Origin of the sequence: Lachnospira hominis (ex Hitch et al. 2025) (assembly GCF_040096395.1) — a bacterium.
Classification (GTDB): domain Bacteria; phylum Bacillota; class Clostridia; order Lachnospirales; family Lachnospiraceae; genus Lachnospira; species Lachnospira hominis.
This window is the reverse complement of sequence record NZ_JBBMES010000018.1, coordinates 1-18005: the sequence shown is the minus strand read 5'-3', so window position 1 is coordinate 18005 and position 18005 is coordinate 1. Positions and strand designations below refer to the sequence as shown.

Sequence of the window (18005 nt, the reverse complement as noted above, 5' to 3'; positions counted from 1 at the left end):
CATAAATACAAATCATTCTACATTTTTATCATATATTATCTTCAGACCCTTTAATAACAATGCATGGTCAACTATTATATCATGTCTGCACTCCGGCACAATCACCCTCGACAGTCCACCTGTTGCAACCACCTTGATTCCATGCGGATTTTCCTTTGATGCAAGCGGAATTCCGATTTCATCTGCCATTCTGTCTATCATTCCGTCTATACATGACGCATTGCCATAAACCACACCGCTCTTCATGCAGTCAAGCGTATTCTTGCCGATTACATGTCCGGGAGCTTCAAGGCTTATACGCGGGAGCTGTGCTGTTCTTGATGCAAGTGCATCAACCGATACACGTATTCCCGGAAGAATGACTCCGCCGACATAGCTGCCTTTATCATCAACAATCGAAATTGTTGTCGCTGTACCCATATCAATAATCATTACCGGTGCACCATATTCTTTTATTGCTGCAACTGCATCAACAATCAGGTCACTTCCGACACGTCTTGGCTCATCCATATGTATATTAAGTCCTGTCTTCACTCCCGGTCCAACAACCATCGGTGTTATATCAATAAGCTTCTCGACTGCTTCACGGATTATATTTACAAGCTGTGGCACAACCGATGAAATTATGGCACCGCTTATCTGGCTGCTGTCTATTCCATAAAGTTCAAGCACTGTCTTTATAAGAACTACATACTCAAGTTCTGTCTTTTTCAGATCTGTTGCCAGTCTCTCTTCAAAATAAACTTTATCATCATCTATACAACCGATAACTATATTAGTATTTCCCATGTCAATCGCAAGAACCATTCCGCGTTTATTTGCTCTGTGAATATTATTATCTGTCATTTACCAATTCCTCTATTCCAAAAACTATTGTAACTTCAATTTTATTATAAAGTAAGATTGTCAAAATGTCTATTGACATTAAATCATTTTAAGACGAAAATAGTTTTATCAAAAATAAGGAGAATCTTGATTTATGAAAACTGGAATCGTATTTGAAGGCGGTGCTTTCAGGACTATATTTTCATGCGGCGTAATGGATGCTTTTCTTGAAAAAAATATTATGCCTGACTACATAATAGGTGTTTCCGCAGGTGCTGCATATGGCGTTTCATACGCCTCAAGACAGCCTGGCCGGAATTTGAAAATCATCCTTGATTACTGCGATGATAAGCGTTATATGGGTATCAATAATCTTCTTAATCCCAAAAATAAATGTTATTACGGACTCGATTTTGCATATGACACAATCCCTAATAAACTTGTTCCATTCGATTATGACGAATTTGACAAATTCCATGGTGAATTTTATGCTGTTGTGACAAATGTTTTAACAGGTGAACCTGAATATATGAAATACACAACAGCCGACCGCAGCAATCTTATCCTTAAAGCGACATGTGCCCTTCCAATTCTTTTTCCTAATATATATATTAATGACACACCTTACCTTGATGGTGGTCTGAGTGACTCAATTCCATATGAAAAAGCATTTGAAGACGGCTGTGACAGAGTTGTTGTAGTCCTGACAAGAGAATCAGGATATAAAAAATCAACAACATCATCTACAAAAGCTATGGCAAGAGCTTATCACCGCTATCCTAATATCGCGATAGACCTTGTGAAACGTGCCGGAAGATACAATCACAGCCTGAAAAAATTAAGACGTCTTGAAAAAGAGGGCAAAGTTATTGTCATACGACCTGACTCAACAGAAGGTTTTTCAAGACTTGAAAGAGACAAAGAAAAAATTCTTAATATGTATGATGAAGGATATGCCAAAGGAATTGACATATCCGGCAAAGTAGCTGAATTTTTTGCAAAATAAGGTGCAAATATTCATATACGCACCTTTTTCCATCTAAAAATTATGGCAGATAAAATCCTTTAATATTCCTATAGCTTCTCTTACCATATAATTAGTTATAAGAACTTTATCGCTGCCTGCGGCAATTCCATAAGTATTTGTTATGCCTTTTGCCGCAGCCAGCTTTTTTGCCCGGTATACATGAAAATTACTTGTGACAATGGCTGTCTTTGCTGTTGTATCATCCATCAGTTTTGCACTGTATCTCATATTCTGGTCTGTATTGTAAGATTTATCTTCCTGTATGATTCTTTCAGGGCTGATTCCTTTTTCAACGAGATAGTTAAACATAGCTTCTGCTTCTGTCGTATTTTCGCCATTGCCTTTACCACCTGATACAATTATAACCGCATCTTCATGTTTTTTGCCGTAATCATAAGCTTTGTCAAGCCTTTTCCTTAATGACCTTGTTATTCTGTCACCTCTTATCTGACATCCGAGAACTATTACATAACGGCAGTCCTCATCTGTATTTTCCGTCATCCCCGAAATAACGAGGCACTCCAACATAACAAATAATATGACACCAATTATCATAACTGCCGCAAAAGCAGTTGAAATTTTATGTGATACAGATATAATTCCCATTACATGTGCGAATCTTACTCCGAATACCACTGAAAAAAATATACCTCCTATAAGCCATATAAATATAAACGACGAGCCTATACCTGCATATGATGCACAAAGTATATAATATGCAAAACATATCAATGCTGCTGCCAGCCACAAAAAATACATAAAATTCCTCCAAAAAGCAATAAATCTGTTTTTTAAATATATCGTACCATATTTTTATTGTTATTTCACCCTTTTTGTTTTATAGTGGTTACAGTATAAATAATCAGTTTGCAGTTGTAATGCAGAACTGACACTTAGAAAGGAGAATTTTTATGTTCAGATTTAATAAAGACGTAATTCCTACAGACTGCGAACCGGGAGTTACAAGAAAAATTTTATGTTATTCAGACGACCTTATGATGTGCGAGATTTCTTTTAAGAAAGGTTCTAAGGGAAATTTTCACAAACATGAGCATTTACAGATTACTTACATTGCTGAGGGAAGTTTTGAATTCACAATCGGCGGTGAGACTAAGATTGTAAATAAAGGCGACAGCGTTTACATGCCATCTAACGTAGAACATGGTGTTACCTGTCTTGAAGAAGGAAAACTTGTAGACGTATTTAATCCTATGCGTCAGGATTTCCTCAAGTAATCAGGCACAGACATAAATATACCCGGAATGTATCCACAGCCTTACATGGTCTGTGATAATTCCGGGTTATTTTTATTTTTAATATAAATTGTCAAAAATTTATTTAAGTATCTTTTTCATAAGTGCTGTTCTCATAAAATAGCTGATACCGAGACAGTTGATTATTATGCCTGAAGCTCCAAGCTCATCCATAAGCGATACAAGTTCATTAAACTTATAGAGCATATTCTCATGATGTCCTTCATAACACTTGTCCATCTCAAAACCATCTGTGAATACAGGGATGGCAATCACATGCTCACCCTCTTCTTTTTCTGTAACACGGTCTGTTATGTCTATAAAATGATGCGAAATCTCAACCTCTTCTTCAGTCTCTTCCTTAACACAAGGAACCATATATTCAGCATTGAGCATCATATCAATCATAATCTGCTCGCGGCGTTTTAATATATCACCTCTGTTTTCAAGCGGAGCCTGCTTTCTGAATTCCTGAAAATAATTGAGCATTGCAGCCTGAAGTCCCGGATTAGTTATATAATCATCTTTGAAAAATTCTTCATACGGATATAACTCTTCTCTTTCTACAACAAAAGGTTCCATCTTTCCATCCATAAAACGGATTTTCTTATAACCGTTTCTGTACATATGTGCAATCTCTGTTTTGAAAGCATCCTTGTCAACATTGCCGAATGTAACTCTGTATCCTGCTTTATTGAGGTCTGCTTCAATCTGCTTTGCTGCCGCAAAATCATAGATAACAATCATGTCACCATCAATCATATACGGATATCCTGTCAAATCTGTATATGCAATCCATAAAAGATTTTCTTCCTTTATCTTGTCAATTATAAGTGCTCTGTAATTTTCTGTCATCTTTGAAAAAAAGCCCGCATCATTATCATTGCCGTCTTCATATGCCTTTTTCTGGCATTCAGGAAGAACATTATTAACCATTGATATACATTCTGCAAGTGATGCCTTCTGCATAGCCTTTAAGCCATAATCTTCATCCTGTGTAATATGTTTTAATAAATCCTGTGCTCTTCTAGCGTCCATACTGTTCTCCAATCATGTTAAATTGTATTTATTTTAACACATCAAAGCATGTTTTTCAACTTTTTATACCTTGTCTTACGGCATGCCTCAATCGTGAGATAAATTATATTTTCACTGTCTTTATCCACTTGGTTTTCAAGCACTGCATTAAAATATCCACAGCCTCTTGCCTCGACATCTTTATCTTCAAACGGAACATATTTTCCGTACTGTGCCCTGCCTGTTTTCTTTATCATAACCGGTTTATCATCATATGAAATATAACAGTCAAGCATCGCATATTCCGACCCGTCCGGAATATCAAATTCTTCCGTTTTACAAAAACTTATTTCGCGGTAAAATCTTGTATTTTTAATTATCTCTTCACGGCATTCATCGAATTTTTCAAGACATCTGTATACATATTTTTCACCGTCTTTTTCAATGTAAATACATGTTTCTACTGCATAAATATCAGAAATTTTTACAATTCCCATCAAAGCACCATCAAATTTTATAACATTTCCTTCTGTAAATACATTTTCAAACAACTCATGATCTCTTTGTGCCAGCATATCTATGCCGAATTTATCCATAAACTGCGGCCTGAAAACCATTGTAAGATTTTTAGTTGATAAAAGCACCATATAATTGTCATCACCATCGGCATTAAGCCATGCAAAATATTCACAGCCTGACACATTATCTCCCGGAAATGCACCATCATAATCATCCTGCTCACGTCTTCTTGTAAGCTTCGTAAGTGCTGTCTCTTCTTTTCCCTCAGGCGGAAGATAATATATTATCTGGTTCTTTCTTGTTTCTTCCGGAAATTCATAATTTTGTATTTCCTCACATATTATTTTTTTGTCAAGCGATACATTTTTTTGTGCATCGCAGTGATTATATGTTATAAACTGATATTTTTTACCGTCTTTTTCAAGATAAATATATGTATTTACCTGTATTTCCTGCCCCTCATACCTCATAAGTTCAAGTGCTGCACCATTAAACCTAACTATATTTTTTTCCTGCAAAATATCGCAATTTATATTCAGATTAAGCATCTTTTCTCCTTTATTCCCGTCTTAACAGGATTATCTTATAACTTCAAAAGGCTGCCTTCCTATGAAAGCAGCCTCTTTTAAGCTTTACACGCCACCTCTGTTACGTGCCTGCAATGTAATTTTTATATTTCTGCAATATCAACAATTGAAAGATCCCTATTGTTAAATGCATGCTCAAGACTTGAAATAAGTGCATGAGCTGTATCAAGACTAGTAAGGCAGTGAACGCCTGTCTCAATAGCATAACGTCTGATAAGGAAACCGTCTCTTGCTCTCTCAATACCATTTTCAGGTGTATCAATAACAAGGTCAATCTTATGTTCAAGAATTAAATCAAGAAGTGTTGGTGCTTCCTGTCCAATCTTATTTACCTGAATTGCATGGACACCATGTTCCTTCAATACTTTAGCTGTTCCTCTTGAAGCATAAATTTTATATCCAAGTGCCTCAAATCTCTGTGCTATATCTACACCATCTTCCTTATCTGCATCGCAGAGAGTCATAATAATCTGCTTATGCTTTGGAAGACATATTCCTGCACCCTGGAATGCTTTGTAAAGTGCCTCATCGAAATCTTTTGAAATACCAAGGCACTCACCTGTAGACTTCATCTCAGGTCCTAAGCTGATATCTGCACCACGGATTTTCTCAAATGAGAACACAGGCATCTTGATTGCATAGTAGTCTGATTTCTTCTGTAAGCCCGGTTCGTAACCCATATCTGTAATCTTGCTTCCCGTGATTACCTTTGTTGCAAGTTTTACAATAGGAATACCTGTAACCTTGCTGATATAAGGTACTGTACGGCTTGAACGAGGATTTACCTCAATTACATATACCTGGTCGTTGTATACAATAAACTGGATATTGATTAAGCCCTTTACGTGAAGTGAACGTGCAAGTTTTGCAGTGTAATCAACAATCATGTCTGTAATTCTAGGTGTAAGTGACTTTGCAGGATATACTGAAATACTGTCACCTGAGTGAATTCCGGCTCTCTCGATATGCTCCATGATACCAGGAATGAGAATATTTTCACCGTCACATACAGCATCTACTTCTATTTCCTTACCCATGAGATACTTATCTACAAGAATTGGATGATCCTGTTTAATTCTATTGATGATATTCATGAATTCAACTACATCTTCATCTGATACAGCAATCTGCATACCCTGTCCGCCAAGTACGTATGAAGGTCTTACGAGTACAGGATAGCCAAGTTCGTTGGCTGCCTTTAAAGCCTCTTCTACAGTAAATACTGTCTGACCTTTAGCTCTTGGAATCTCACATTTTTCAAGAATTTCATCAAATAACTCTCTATCCTCGGCAGCATCTACATCTTCCGCACTTGTACCAAGAATAGGTACACCCATCTTCATAAGTGCTTCCGTAAGCTTGATAGCTGTCTGTCCACCAAACTGTACTACTGCTCCGTCAGGTTTTTCAAAATCAACTACATTCTGTACATCTTCCGGTGTCAATGGCTCAAAATAAAGCTTGTCGGCAATATCAAAGTCAGTTGATACTGTCTCAGGGTTATTATTAATAATAATTGTCTCATATCCCTGCTCTTTGAACGACCATGTACAATGAACTGAACAGAAGTCAAATTCGATACCCTGTCCGATTCTTATAGGACCTGAACCAAGTACAAGAACTTTCTTCTTGTCATTAGTCTTTACAGCTTCATTTTCACTGCCGAATACTGAATAATAATAAGGTGTTGTTGCCTCAAACTCAGCAGCACATGTATCAACCATCTTAAAAGCAGCATGAATATCATACTTATCTCTTAATTCTTTGATTTCTTTTTCTGTCTTTCCTGTAAGCTGTGCTATTACATTATCAGGAAATTCAATTCTCTTTGCTTCTTTTAAAAGTTCTTCTGTGAGCGGTTCATTCTTTAATGAATTCTCCATCTCTACAATAATCTTGAGTTTATCAATAAACCAAAGGTCTATCTTTGTAATATCATGCATCTTTTCAGCAGGAATATTTCTTCTTAAACCTTCAGCTATCTTCCAGATTCTTCTGTCATCTACAATTGCAAGTTCTTCGAGAAGTTCTTCATCTGTAAGCTTTGTAAAATCATATGACATCAGACTGTCAACATGCTGTTCAAGTGAACGGATAGCCTTCATAAGACCGCCCTCAAAGTTGTTGGCGATACTCATTACTTCACCGGTTGCTTTCATCTGTGTTGTAAGTGTTCTCTTTGCAGAGATGAACTTATCAAACGGAAGTCTTGGAATCTTAACTACACAGTAGTCAAGTGCAGGCTCAAAACTTGCATATGTCTTTCCTGTAATTGCATTCTTGATTTCATCAAGTGTATAACCGAGTGCAATCTTTGCTGCAACCTTGGCAATCGGATAACCTGTTGCCTTAGAAGCAAGTGCTGATGAACGGCTGACACGAGGATTTACTTCGATTACACAGTATTCAAAGCTGTCAGGATTAAGTGCATACTGCACATTACATCCACCTGTTATTCCGAGTTCATCAATAATATTTAATGCAGATGTACGAAGCATCTGATATTCCTTGTCTGAAAGTGTCTGTGAAGGTGCAACTACGATACTGTCACCTGTATGTACACCTACAGGGTCGATATTTTCCATGTTGCAGACTGTAATGCAGTTACCGTTGCTGTCACGCATAACTTCGTACTCGATTTCCTTCCAGCCTGCGATACAGCGTTCTACTAAAACTTCACCAACTCTTGAAAGACGGAGACCATTTTCAAGAATTTCTCTTAATTCTGTTACATTATGTGCGATACCACCGCCGCTTCCGCCGAGTGTGTATGCAGGACGTAAAACTACAGGATAACCGATTTTGGCTGCAAATGCCTCACCTGATTCAACATCATTAACAACAAGCGAAGCAGCACAAGGCTCACCGATTTTTTCCATTGTCTCTTTAAACATAAGACGGTCTTCTGCTTTCTTAATTGTAAGTGCAGTTGTACCGATAAGTTTTACGTTATGTTCCTCAAGGAAACCTGTCTCTGCAATTTCCATTGCAAGATTAAGTCCGGCCTGTCCACCGAGTGTCGGAAGAATACTGTCAGGCTTTTCCTTTAAAATAATCTGCTCTAATGCTTTTACTGTAAGAGGTTCAATATATACCTCATCAGCAATATCTTTATCTGTCATGATTGTAGCAGGATTGGAATTGACTAAGACTACCTCTATGCCCTCTTCCTTTAATGAACGACAAGCCTGTGTTCCGGCATAGTCGAACTCTGCTGCCTGTCCGATTACAATAGGACCTGAACCGATTACTAATACTTTTTTAATATTTGGATTCTTTGGCATCTTACTGTTCCTCCTTCTTCATCTTCATCATGTCAATAAATCTGTCAAAAAGATATGCTGTATCCTGAGGACCTGCACATGCTTCCGGATGGAACTGAACCGTAAATATATTCTTACCTACATATTCAAGACCCTCATTAGTCTTATCATTAACATTTTCAAATGCAGGATTAGCCACATTCGGATCAAGTGTTGTCTCGTCTACAACATATCCATGGTTCTGTGATGAAATGTATACACGGCCTGTCTTCAGATCTTTTACAGGATGGTTTGCACCACGATGTCCATATTTAAGCTTGTGAGTATCTGCACCTGTTGCAAGAGCCATAAGCTGATGTCCGAGACATATTGCAAACATAGGTACATCACTTGCATAAAGCTTCTTTAATTCTTCAATAATTTCCGTACATTCCTTAGGATCTCCAGGACCGTTGGAAAGCATAATTCCGTCAGGATTTGAAGCAAGAATCTCTTCTGCCTTAGTCTCGGCAGGATAGATAGTAACCTCGCAGCCTCTGTTATTTAATGAACGAGCAATATTTTTCTTTGCACCAAAATCCAAAAGAGCAACTTTAAATCCATCACCATTAAGTACACTCTTCTCTTTACATGTAACCTTTTTGACAACGCCTGAAACTGTATATTCTTTAATCTTAGGAAGAACCTCTTCAAGATTATAATTTTCATTTGTTGTAATCATTCCGTTCATCGTACCCTTTTCACGAAGAATCTTAGCAAGTGCTCTTGTGTCGATTCCTGCTATACCCGGAATATTATTATCAACGAGGAATTTCTGTATAGTATCTTCACATCTGAAGTTACTTGGCATTCTGGAAAGTTCTCTCACAATAAATCCATCCGGCCATGCCTTTAAAGACTCCATATCTTTATAGCAGATACCGTAATTACCAATTAATGGATATGTCATTGTTACTGCCTGTCCTGCATATGATGGGTCAGTAAGAACCTCCAAATATCCTGTCATCGACGTATTGAAGACAATCTCACTTATAACTTCACGTTCAGCACCAATGCTGGTTCCGCTAAACACTGTTCCGTCTTCAAGTATTAAAAATGCTTTCATGAATGCCACCTGTTCCTTTCGTATTTTGGACAAAAAAAAAGACAAAAAATTGCCTTTTTTCTCAAATTTTATAAATTTTACCACACTATCGAGTTTTTTTCAAGTATGAAATCAATCAAGTTTTATGCAATTTCAGGTATTTTTATAAATTTTTTCCTATAACGATTATTGCTAATTATTCTTGTTAATTTCATACTGTCCAATATATTTGAATGTTGTGCCCTTATCTGTTGACTGATACATGGCTGCCGTTTTTCCGTTATTATAAACGCCGCCGGCTCCCTGCGTAAGGTATACCGTTATTGTTCCGTCGCTTCCATATACAGGCACAAGAGCCTCCTTATATACATCAGACCACTTCAGCTTATTATCAGCAGATGACGACTGACCGGATGAAACGGCATCAAGTGCTGTACTGTCAAGTTCCTGTGGTTCAAGGATTATCTTTGAAAATGTCTTTCCTGAATCAGATGTCATGTAAAGATTGCTGTCCATTCCGTCAACATAATCATAGCAGAAAAATCCAATCTTTTCGTCAATATACTTAATACCTTTTATTATATTAGTCGCAGGTCCGGCACCGACCGTGTTCCATGTCTCTCCACCGTCTGTTGTCGAATAAATCCGTGATGACTGCTGCTGCTCATTTTTATCATATCCAACTGCCATGACACCTGAATTTTCATCAAAAAATTCCACATAATAATATGTAGATGTGTATATTTTATCAATTTCACATGTAATCCAGTTAGCACCCATGTCATTTGTATATACAAGAGTTACAGGAACCTTATTATTTCCCGATACTTTTCCTCCATATACAAATGCAGTCTTTGTCGTACTTATATAATAACTTCCCTTTTTAAGTTCAGTCGTTGAATCGCCTGAGAAAAGCAGATTTGAAGTATCAACCGGAACATTAATATACTTTTCACCGCCATCATATGTAACTGACAATGTATTATTTTTTATCTCATAATTTGTAAGTGACTTTTTCTGTGTCTCGTCAACTTTATCAACATTATTTTTCTTATTCTGATTATATTGGGCAATTCCATAATCTTCAGGTGTATCAATTGATTTTACATAAATAGTAGCTGTTCCGTCGTAATGATTATCTATGTAAAATGACACAACCCACTCACAGCTTAATCTTCCATCATCAAGTACACCATTCCATGAAGCAAAATTTTCCGAATCATGTTCATTCATTCCGGCTGAAAAACTTATTAAAACGGTATTTTCGCTCTCATTTAAAATCTGGGTTTTATTGAGTGTTATCTTTTTAAGCTGCTTTGACCATGCAAGATATTTCTGTGTATACTGTGCAGTAAACTCTCTTATCCATACATCACCGATTTCATCAATCTTCAGATTGCCGAATGCATCCGCAAGTGTATGGTCAACCGAATCACTGTCCTCCTCGCCATTTACTACATTTCCGCTAGAATCTATGCGGACGCTGAACGTATAACGCGACTTCAAAACTATCTGTCCAGCCTTATCTTCTCGGTAATGATAATACCATATAAACCAGAAAACAAGGATAAATCCGGCTGCTATCGCTGCTTTAAGGATTATATTATAAATCTTTTTCTTATCTGACATATCAGCCACCTCTTTCTCCCTGCTCTATTTTTATAAATAACTATTTCCATTCAAAAACCGCTTACATTTCGCGTTTTATATACATAGCTTCTCTCATTATCTTTCTGTAATGTTTGTACCACCACAGGAAAAATGATGCCCCGGCACCAATCAGTACCATAAATATTACAAATCCCGGATGAACTACTGACATCCACTCTGGTGAAAGCTTTCTCTGGAATACCGGCACTCCATATGCAATAATAACGCATAATGCCATTACTAATCCATTGTAAATACCTCTGTTATTATAAATCGCTTTTATTTTATCAAACATAATAATAGCAATCATCTCACCAACCGGACGAAGTGATGCCGTAACTATACTCAGTGCAAGACTATGTCCGAATGAAATACCGAATATCGTAAGTATAATTGTAAAATAAACCAGATCTGTCGCAATCTTGTATACAATCTTTCCGAGAAAATTCATGTACGGGCTTATTAACATTATTCTTATCATAAGATAATCCCTGTCACCCATCGACATAAGCGTGGTATTTGCCAGACTTCCACATATTGTTGAAAGCATAAAAAACAAAAATATCATTGTCAGCTCTCTGTGTGATGCAATGAGCGGACAAAAATGTGCTATAATTCTGTATGGCAGATACACAAAAAATCCGACATATAAAAATTTGCGTAAAAGTTCAAATAAAACAATGCCAATCTGGGCAATCACGCCAAATGTCATCTTTAATCTGTAATTATCATTCTCTTCTATCTGATTTCTTATCTTGTCACCAAGATGCGGCATACGCATAAGCAGCTCTGAGAATCTGTTCATTGCTTCGTGGAATCTCAGAATCTTCTCGGCAAACATTTTCTTGAAAATAATCATTCTTCTAATTCTCCCAATATATCAAATATCGCTTTTTTAATTTCAGGAATATCTATCATCTCATAAGTAACTTCATTTATCTCGCCATTACTTAAAACAAGCACATCTTTAGCAATCCTTTTTGCCATTGCAAATATACCTGTTGTAACAATTACAATATGACCTTCCGCTTCCTCATTAAGAACACGAAGAAACATATCTATATATTCATCACTGCAATAATCAAAAGGTTCGTCAAACATAATAACATATGGTTTCTGAACAAGATATGCCGCAAGCTGGATTCTTTTCTTTTCTTCAAATGTATATTCACATATCATTCTGCTGCGGATTTTTTCATCAAGACCAATGCGTTCAAGATAATACTCAGGCTCTCTTGCCTGTTTCTGAAGTTCACAAAGATAATGTATAAATTCATTACCTGATATATACATAGGAAGAATACTCTGTTTTGAAGCAAGAAATATATCCTCTTTTTCTTTTGTGACAATAGTTCCGTCATCTATAGACAAATCACCGCATATACACTCAAGCAATGTGGTTCTTCCTGCACCTGCACCACCAAGAAGAGAATATACTTTTCCCTCTTCAAATGTATATGTGACATCCGTAAGGACTTCTTTTTTGTCATACGACTTTTTTACATGCTCAAGCTGTAACATAACATTCTCCATTTGTTTTTTATCGTTCCTATTATTATATTACATTGATATATAATTTGTAAAGTTTCAGCTTTTGATTGCATAAAAACAGCATCAATGATATAATGAAATATCTTTGTTTTCGGAAAGGTTATTTTATTATGGGTTATAAAGAAAATAAAAAATATATCAAACGTTGCCTTTATGGTCTGTATGTATTCATATATATGCCATGGTTTTTTACGCTTGAGCATTTTATCCAGCCGGATATGCCCGGAATTCATATTTTAAATACACCCCTCGACGATAAAATCCCATTTTGTGAATATTTTATAATTCCATATATTTTATGGTTTTTCTATGTTGTAGGCTCATGTATTTTTATGATTTATAAAGCATCCGATAAAGAATTTGTACAATTTGCCCTCTCTCTTATAATAGGAATGAGCCTTGCACTTACGATATGTATGATTTATCCAAATGGATTAACACTTCGTCCTTCATATATTCCTGATAATATATGTGGTAAAATCGTAAAAGGACTTTACAAAACAGATACATCCACTAATGTATTTCCGAGTATTCATGTATACAATTCGCTTGCTGTACACATTGCACTTGCAAAATGTAAAGCACTTAAAAATAAACCGGCAGTCAGATATGCATCTCTTGTTCTTTGCATTTTAATCTGCATGTCAACTATATTCTTAAAGCAGCACTCTGTCATAGATGTTATCGGCGGATTTGCTCTAATGGCTGTTATGTATGTATTTATTTATGTTATAGACTATAAAAAAATAATAAAAAGATAAATAGCTGTGGCTTTAACGACAACCGTTAAGCCACAGCATTTTTTGTAATAAAAGATTAGTAATTTCCTTTCCAGAATTTAGTACTTCTTTATTAAATCGCTATATTTTACTCCACCGTCACGCTCTTCGCCAGATTTCTAGGCTTATCTACGTCAAGTCCTCTTGCAACTGATACATAATAGCCAAGCAGCTGAAGCGGCACTACTGCAAGACTTGCTGCAAAATGTGGGTCTGTCTTAGGAACGTATACAACAAAATCCGCTGTATCCTCAATTGAATAATTGCCAAATGTTGTAAGCCCCATAAGTGATGCACCGCGGCTCTTACACTCAACCATATTACTTACTGTCTTCTCAAATAAATCCGGCTGTGTAAGTGAGCCGATAACAAGTATATTGTCCTCAATAAGACTTATCGTTCCGTGTTTCAACTCCCCGGCGGCATATGCTTCAGAATGAATATAACTTATTTCTTTTAATTTGAGACTTCCTTCAAGGCATACCGCATAATCAATTCCTCTGCCGACAAAGAAAATATCCTTTGCATTTGCCTGTTTTGCTGCAAACCACTGTATACGTTCTTTATCTTCAATAATTCTATTAATCTTTTCCGGAATAGATTTAAGTTCTTCTATATATTCAAAATACTGTTTTTCTGTAATCTGTTCTCTCACTTTTGCAAACTCTATTGACAATAAATATCCTGCAATAAGCTGTGCACTGTATGCCTTTGTAGTAGCAACCGATATTTCAGGACCTGCTAATGTGTAAAATACATTATCCGCTTCTCTTGCTATTGATGAACCAACAACGTTGACAATTCCAAGTGTTTTTACTCCCTGTTCTTTTGCAAGTCTTAAGCCTGCCAACGTATCAGCAGTCTCACCCGACTGGCTTACAACTATCACCAAATCATCTTTATCAAGAATAGGTCTTCTATATCTGAATTCAGATGCCAGTTCCACACGTACAGGAACTCTTGCCAAATCTTCCATTACATATTGGGTAACGACCCCTGTATGATATGCAGATCCGCACGCAACAATATAGATATGAGAAATTCTTTTTATATCTTCATCACTAAGTCCTACATCCGACAAATCAATCTTTCCATCTTTTAACTTTGAATTCAATGTATCAAGGATTGCTCTAGGCTGTTCATGGATTTCTTTCATCATAAAATGTTCAAAGCCGCCCTTTTCAGCTGCCTGTGCATCCCACTTGATTTCAACAAGTTCTTTCTCAATCTCATCACCATCAAGATTATAAAATACTGCTTTACCATCACCCAGCTTGGCAATCTCCATATTGCCAATATAATATACATTTCTTGTATACTTCAAAATTGCAGGCACATCAGAAGCTACATAACAATTGCCATCTGATACGCCTATAATCATAGGACTATCTTTTCTAGCAACAAATATCTCATCCGGATAATCCTTAAAAATAAATGCAAACGCATATGAACCTCGAATACGAACCATAGCATGATTAATGGCATCTACAGGTGTATGCTCATATTTTTTGTAATAATAATCCACCAGTTTTATTGCAACTTCTGTATCTGTAGATGAATAAAATGAATAACCTTTCTTTAAAAGTTTCTCTTTTAATTCCTGATAATTCTCAATTATTCCATTGTGCACGCCAACAACATTTCCATCATCACTCATATGCGGATGTGCATTTGTCTCTGATGGTTCACCATGTGTAGCCCATCTCGTATGCCCGATGCCACATGTTCCAGGAACTGCATTACCACTGTCAGTTTTTTCAATCAATCCCTTTAATCTGCCCTTTGCCTTGACAATATTAATATTTCCATCACTGTCTCTTACTGCTATTCCTGCTGAATCATATCCTCTATATTCAAGTTTTGATAATCCGTCAAGCAAAATCGGTGCTGCCTGTTCATTTCCTATGTAACCTACTATTCCACACATGATTTTCTCTCCTTAAGTCACTTAATAAAGTTAATTCCCATTTCTTTAAATTTTTTCTTCATAATCTGCATTCCCAAATTCATATTATCAACCTGCTCCATGCTACTTGCTAATTCCAATTCATTCAAATAATAATTTTCTTCTGAATTATATGAATATCCATCCATTCCTATTACATTTATTCCAGAACATTCACACAATGATAATAATTTTAAAAGCATTAAACCTGAATTATCTTTTACATATTCTTGAGAATTAAGCAATAATGAATATTTTATTCTTGCATAAACATTTGATACTGGAATATTTGATGTAGCTATTACTTTATAATAATATTTTTTATTCAATTCGGACATTCTTCTTATATTTCCAACAAAAATATAATCTACAAGTTCTTCATCATACATAAAATTAATCGAAATGATTAATCCACCATCCTGTTTTATTTTCGATGCTATTTTTTTATTTCGTTCAGATGATTTTCCAGGTGCTATTACAACAATATTTCTATGGTAAAATAGTTTTCTTATTTCATAAAAATCTGTATTATCAACAGGATTATTCAAAGTTTCTTCATATAATGCCTCAATATAGTTCCTGTCAAAATATATTTTTTTATTTTCATCTATCATAGAAAAAATATTATTCATTTCTTTAAGAGTTAAATTATTCTTTTCAACAAGATATTTAGCATAATCAGGATTAGCATTATAATTAGCTGATAAATAATTTGGCAACGAATATCCCCAACTTTTTTTAATATATACATTATTGACAACCGAATCCATTATTTCTAATATAGGAATAATTTCATATTCATCATTATAATTATCATTCAAATATTCAATCAATAATTCAGTATTTAACAAACCTGCCCCGCTACCCATTCCATATATGGATGAATCAATAATTATATTTCTTTGCGAATTTTCTAACAATAGAATTGCATTTGCCATCGCAAGTTGCTTATTATTATGTAAATGAAATCCTATATAGATATTACTATTGAGTAATCTTTCAATCATTTTGTAATAATATAATATCTTTTCTCTGCTCATCATTCCAAAATCATCTGAAATGAATACAGCATATGGCTTAATATCATTACATACTTTTATAAAATATTCATATTCATTATCAGAATAATCAAAAATTGACTTAGCCTCTAAAATAACCTGATATCCTTTAGCTATCAATATATTTACATCACCCAATAATTTCAATAAATCATTTTTGTAAAAACAAATCCTAATTTTTTTTATTCCATAACCATTATATGGCTTAATGCTTTCTATTTGATATTCTCCATATTCAATCTTAACAAAATACTTTTCCGGATTCCTATTATTTAAAATTTTATTAACTTCTATAATATTATTAAATTTTGTTCCTTCCGGGTTTATTATATCATTCAATATACCCATCTCAATAAATTCAATCTTTGAGTTCTCAAGTTTATCCAAAATAAATTTTATATCCTTATCTGAATATTTCCAATCTATTACCTGACCACCATTACTTAATGTACTATCTAAAACTAAAGACTTTTTTTCTTTTTCTCCACACATTCGCAATGCATTATATACATCGCGAGAATAATCATAAAACATTCCTGAATCAGTAGAATAACTTATATACTGAACTCCCATATTTTTCCATTTTGTCACCATTTCATAATCATCTGTAAATGTTCCAACAACTATATTTTTCTCTTTTGCCTTTTCAACAATATTAATCATAGCATTTAAAACTTTAGGATTTTTAATATCTCCTGGTACACCTAAAGACTGTGACAAATCATATGGACCAATAAAAATAATGTCTATTCCTTCAACCTCTAAAATTTCATCTAAATTAGATATTGCCTGCACTCCTTCTAATTGAAGAATTACAAGCAAATCTTTTGAACTTTTAAAATATTCATTTCTATCTTTTGCTGAATAATCAGCTGCAGACACAAATCTACAAACACCTCTTTCTCCATAAGGATAAAACCTTGCATATTTAACAGCTTTTTTAGCCTGTTTTGCATTTTCTATTTGAGGTACCTGTACGCCTAATGCTCCTATATCTAAGGCTTTACCAATCATGTTTTCGGAAAGTTCACTTACTCGTACAATAGGAAGTAAACCTCTTAATAACGCCGCTCTTATATTATTTTGTTGCTGTGAAACAGAATAAGGTCCATGTTCAGAATCTAAAATCACAAAATCATACTCAGATATTCCCTGAATTTCGACAAACATTGGGTCCTGCGATTTCGTAAATATACCATATACAAATTCATTGTTTTTAATCTTTTCTCTAAATTTTAATACTATATCATTCATCGCAAGACCCTCCATTATTTATCTACTACATTTTATAAATTTTGTATCATCATATTTTGGACTTATTATATCGGTGCTTAAAGCTCTTACTGTATAATAATATGTAACATTTTCCACTGCTGTTCTATCGGTATAGCTTGTTCCTGTTGCACTGCTTGTCAGTGCCATCCAGTTTCCATTTACTGTTCTCCTG

General features: G+C 35.2%; 14 protein-coding genes. 3 read left to right on the top strand and 11 right to left on the bottom strand.

Annotation, left to right across the window (positions count from 1 at the left end):
* Window positions 1–12: 12 nt before the first annotated feature.
* Window positions 13–807: a type III pantothenate kinase gene (locus WMO38_RS12600; protein WP_349162959.1), complete on the bottom strand. Its 795-nt coding sequence runs from the start codon at window positions 805–807 to the stop codon at window positions 13–15.
* Between the two features lie 172 nt (window positions 808–979).
* Here WMO38_RS12600 and WMO38_RS12595 point away from each other — a divergent pair, with 172 nt between their 5' ends.
* Window positions 980–1831: a patatin-like phospholipase family protein gene (locus tag WMO38_RS12595; protein ID WP_349162936.1), complete on the top strand. Its 852-nt coding sequence runs from the start codon at window positions 980–982 to the stop codon at window positions 1829–1831.
* Window positions 1832–1864: 33 nt separating this feature from the next.
* Here WMO38_RS12595 and WMO38_RS12590 read toward each other — a convergent pair whose 3' ends face one another.
* Window positions 1865–2611, bottom strand: coding sequence for a YdcF family protein (locus tag WMO38_RS12590; protein ID WP_349162935.1), 747 nt, complete (start codon window positions 2609–2611; stop codon window positions 1865–1867).
* A gap of 152 nt (window positions 2612–2763) precedes the next feature.
* Here WMO38_RS12590 and WMO38_RS12585 point away from each other — a divergent pair, with 152 nt between their 5' ends.
* A complete protein-coding gene (locus WMO38_RS12585) occupies window positions 2764–3087 on the top strand; it encodes a cupin domain-containing protein (RefSeq protein WP_021865866.1) in 324 nt (107 codons plus the stop codon).
* A gap of 99 nt (window positions 3088–3186) precedes the next feature.
* Here the strand turns inward: WMO38_RS12585 and WMO38_RS12580 are convergent, their stop codons facing one another.
* The 7 genes from WMO38_RS12580 to WMO38_RS12550 all read right to left on the bottom strand — a co-directional run bounded on the left by WMO38_RS12580 (window position 3187) and on the right by WMO38_RS12550 (window position 12746).
* Window positions 3187–4143, bottom strand: coding sequence for an SseB family protein (locus WMO38_RS12580; protein WP_349162934.1), 957 nt, complete (start codon window positions 4141–4143; stop codon window positions 3187–3189).
* 41 nt (window positions 4144–4184) lie between these two features.
* Window positions 4185–5189: a hypothetical protein gene (locus tag WMO38_RS12575; RefSeq protein WP_349162933.1), complete on the bottom strand. Its 1005-nt coding sequence runs from the start codon at window positions 5187–5189 to the stop codon at window positions 4185–4187.
* 122 nt (window positions 5190–5311) lie between these two features.
* Window positions 5312–8512, bottom strand: a complete 3201-nt coding sequence (gene carB / locus WMO38_RS12570) for a carbamoyl-phosphate synthase large subunit (protein ID WP_349162932.1) — start codon at window positions 8510–8512, stop codon at window positions 5312–5314.
* 1 nt (window position 8513) lies between these two features.
* Window positions 8514–9596, bottom strand: coding sequence for a carbamoyl phosphate synthase small subunit (locus tag WMO38_RS12565; RefSeq protein ID WP_349162931.1), 1083 nt, complete (start codon window positions 9594–9596; stop codon window positions 8514–8516).
* Between the two features lie 171 nt (window positions 9597–9767).
* Window positions 9768–11204: an exo-alpha-sialidase gene (locus WMO38_RS12560; RefSeq protein ID WP_349162930.1), complete on the bottom strand. Its 1437-nt coding sequence runs from the start codon at window positions 11202–11204 to the stop codon at window positions 9768–9770.
* 61 nt (window positions 11205–11265) lie between these two features.
* Window positions 11266–12084, bottom strand: coding sequence for a hypothetical protein (locus WMO38_RS12555; protein WP_349162929.1), 819 nt, complete (start codon window positions 12082–12084; stop codon window positions 11266–11268).
* The gene (locus WMO38_RS12550; RefSeq protein ID WP_349162928.1) at window positions 12081–12746 is read right to left on the bottom strand and encodes an ATP-binding cassette domain-containing protein; all 666 of its coding nucleotides are present in this window, start codon (window positions 12744–12746) and stop codon (window positions 12081–12083) included. Before WMO38_RS12550 ends, WMO38_RS12555 begins: the two co-directional genes overlap by 4 nt.
* A gap of 140 nt (window positions 12747–12886) precedes the next feature.
* Here WMO38_RS12550 and WMO38_RS12545 point away from each other — a divergent pair, with 140 nt between their 5' ends.
* A complete protein-coding gene (locus WMO38_RS12545; protein WP_349162927.1) occupies window positions 12887–13537 on the top strand; it encodes a phosphatase PAP2 family protein in 651 nt (216 codons plus the stop codon).
* Window positions 13538–13643: 106 nt separating this feature from the next.
* Here the strand turns inward: WMO38_RS12545 and glmS are convergent, their stop codons facing one another.
* Complete coding sequence (gene glmS / locus WMO38_RS12540; RefSeq protein ID WP_349162926.1) at window positions 13644–15482, bottom strand: glutamine--fructose-6-phosphate transaminase (isomerizing); 1839 nt, start codon at window positions 15480–15482, stop codon at window positions 13644–13646.
* 17 nt (window positions 15483–15499) lie between these two features.
* A complete protein-coding gene (locus WMO38_RS12535; protein WP_349162925.1) occupies window positions 15500–17812 on the bottom strand; it encodes an aldolase/citrate lyase family protein in 2313 nt (770 codons plus the stop codon).
* Window positions 17813–18005 lie beyond the last annotated feature (193 nt).